Below are 2,816 nucleotides of genomic sequence, written 5' to 3' on the forward strand. Positions count from 1 at the left end.
ACGGCCGGCCCGTGGTCTTCGTGCGGAGACGCTTCCCTCGCACGCAGCCAACGCCCGCGGCCCAGGACCGGACACAAGACCGAGCCTTCGAGTGCACCGACAGCGATTCGCTGACGAGCAGGCGGCAGAAGTCGGCGCTGCACGCGCCGTACCTGTGGTAACGGTCATTTTCATATGTTTCATTTCCTCACAGTAACTTGGTGTGTTGTGGAGCACAACACGGGCCTGTTATGGTCCATGCCGCAGGTAAGTCACGAGCTGTCTGTCGTGTAGAAAGTCACCACAAGTAGACAAATCTGCTGTTCGCCAGGGGGTTTTTGTTGGTTGCTGCGCCGAATTCATCGTTTTCATGCGGCTCCATCCGAGGCCAGTGGCCTTGACGATGGCGCCATCGGCTGAAAACGTGAATTTTCACCGGTCGCGTTGGGGGTCACATGCCCCCGCCAGCGCCATCGCCAGCCACGACTACCGCAGCCTCGTCGGGGTTCGTCGGCATTCGCCCCCGCGTTTCACGGCTTCCGCGACGTGGCCGAAAACCGTTGCGCCCTCGCAACATGCCGCTGCCATCTCCACCAGTACTCAGAGAGTGATTCACGCTATGCGCAACGATGCCGTACGCCGTCTCCAGTTCCTCGTCTCCGCGGCGATGTTCGCCGCCACCCCCGCGACCGTCTCCGCAGCACCTCCTGCGGATCCCTCCCACCGTGCCGGTGCGGAATTCGTCGCGATCGGCGACTCCTACATCGCCACCGGCGCCTACCCGGCCACGCTGCTGCAACCCGGGCCCTGCATCCAATCCAGCGACAGCGTCGCCCACCTGATCGCCGCACAGATGCCGCAGGTCAGCTTCGCGGACTGGAGCTGCGGGGGCGCCGTCACCGACGACATGACCCAGATCGGAGCTATGGGCCCGCAGGTCGACGGACTGTCCACGGCCACCGAGTACGTCGCGCTGTCCATCGGCGGCAACAACGGCAACATCTTCGGCGGCACGATCGCCGACTGCTTCGTCGGCGCGATGTGCACCCAGGCCAAGCGAGCCGCGGTGGCTGCAGGGCTCGACGCGCTTCCCACACAGCTCGACACCGCCTACGCCGCGATCCGCCGGCACGCACCCAACGCCAAAATCGTGGTGCTCGGATACCCGCGAATCCTGCCCGACGACCCGGCCGGCTGCTTCGTCGACGCGATCACCGGCCGCGACGCCGTGGCATTCGCCAACACCACCCAAGCCACCCTCAACAGCGATATCGCCGCGGCCGCCGACCGTGTGGGCTTCACCTACGTCGACCCCTCCGCACCGGGCGATCATTCGATCTGCGCGCGCGACGGGCAACGGTTCGTCTCCTTCACCGGCCTGGAAAACGGTGACGACGGCAGCGCGTTCCACCCCACCGAAGCCGGCCGCCGGTATATGGCAGCGCGCGCTTTCGCCGCTCTGACCGCGCCCTGATCCGTTCCAGGCCGGCCTACCCTTCGCCTGAATGCCACATCCGTCCGCCATGCCCAGCGCCGTGCACCGGGGGACGCGCGAGCCGGTGAGCCTGCACTCACCGGAGCGGCTGACCCGGTGCCGCCGCCACCGGGTCAGCCGCCCACCCTGCCAACAACGAAGACACACTGCGCGACCGGCCGTATCGCTGGGCGAGCGCGAGTGTGGCGGTGCCGTCGCGGTAATCCTGGATGAGTGCGTCGACGGTGTGGCGGGCAGGCGGCGTTGGATGTTCCGACGCGGTGCGGGTTGTGGAGGTGTGGCGGTTTGCACTGGCGCGGACGCGCCGCGGCGCAGCTGGATTCGATTTCGGCGGTGAGGTTTTCGAGTTTCCGCAGGTCATCTGGTCCAGAGTGATGCACGTGACAATGTGTGGGTTTCCAGTGGTTCGACCGATACAGGTCGATCAGCCAACCATGGCGGGGGTCAAGGGACGGCTGAACTTTCACGCGTGTAGGTGTCGCCCGCGTGTTTGGTTGCTGGGGGTCGGCCTACTGAGCCCGCGGCCCAAGCCGTCAATGGGTCGAGTCGAGAGGACTGCAGGCCGCTTGCGCGCCAACTCGCTGGCACAGGCACGGGACTGCCTCGACTCTGGCGACGCGAGTCGAGGCAGTCCCCTGTGGCCGGGAGTGGCGGGGGGTGGTCGAGAACTGACGGACGGCCCTCAGTCGAGCACTTCCCAGTGACCCCAGTCGCTGCCCGTGCGGTGCGGGAACTGGGGGCCGGCCTCGGCCAGCTCCTTGATTTTGCGGACGAACTCGGGGTCCTGGTTGCTGCCGGCGTAGACCCCCGGGACGTCGCGTGCCATCCACTGGGGGACCGAGGCGTAGCGGAACGAGGTCTGTGCCTCCAGGAACCAGGTGATGTGGACGACCGCGCCACTCTCCTCGGTCCACACGGTCGACTCGATGCCGGGGGCGATGTTCAAGTAGTGCACGCGCTGGATCGCGTGGCGGCCCGCGTGCGGACCTTCCTGAAGGGTGTACTCGATCGTGTGGGCGCCGAACTTGACCGGCTCGAACCGCCAGACCTGCGGGGTGTAGATCTCGGCGGTCGGGTCGTACCAGTCGGCCTCGAACCAACGGATGGTGCGGCCCATCATGCTGTGGATCATGACGATGATTCCTTTCTGAGGGGGAGGGGCTTGATCAGTCGAGGACTTCGAAGTAGCCCCAGTCGCTGACGTTGCGGTATGGGAACTGCTGACCGTTCTCGGCGAGTTCTCTGATCTTGCGGACGAACTCGGGGTCCTGGTTCGCCTGCCGGCGTAGACACTCCCGGTACGGTCCTGCATCAACCAGCGGGCCCGGAGGCGAAACGAGTG

2 protein-coding genes are annotated in these 2,816 nt (G+C 66.1%); one reads left to right on the forward strand and one right to left on the reverse strand.

Annotated elements, in window-relative coordinates:
* The first annotated feature begins 598 nt into the window (after positions 1-598).
* Positions 599-1,453, forward strand: coding sequence for a GDSL-type esterase/lipase family protein (locus ON23_RS28195; RefSeq protein ID WP_039781961.1), 855 nt, complete (start codon positions 599-601; stop codon positions 1,451-1,453).
* Positions 1,454-2,156: 703 nt separating this feature from the next.
* Here the strand turns inward: ON23_RS28195 and ON23_RS28200 are convergent.
* Complete coding sequence (locus ON23_RS28200; protein ID WP_039781962.1) at positions 2,157-2,606, reverse strand: phenolic acid decarboxylase; 450 nt, start codon at positions 2,604-2,606, stop codon at positions 2,157-2,159.
* Positions 2,607-2,816 lie beyond the last annotated feature (210 nt).

Source organism: Nocardia cerradoensis NBRC 101014, assembly GCF_000308535.1.
GTDB lineage: Bacteria > Actinomycetota > Actinomycetes > Mycobacteriales > Mycobacteriaceae > Nocardia > Nocardia cerradoensis.

Bases quoted from the DNA above. Each gene is read 5' to 3' on its own strand.
- ON23_RS28200 (WP_039781962.1), bottom strand. From the start codon at position 2,606: ATGATCCACAGCATGATGGGCCGCACCATCCGTTGGTTCGAGGCCGAC.
- ON23_RS28195 (WP_039781961.1), top strand. From the start codon at position 599: ATGCGCAACGATGCCGTACGCCGTCTCCAGTTCCTCGTCTCCGCGGCG.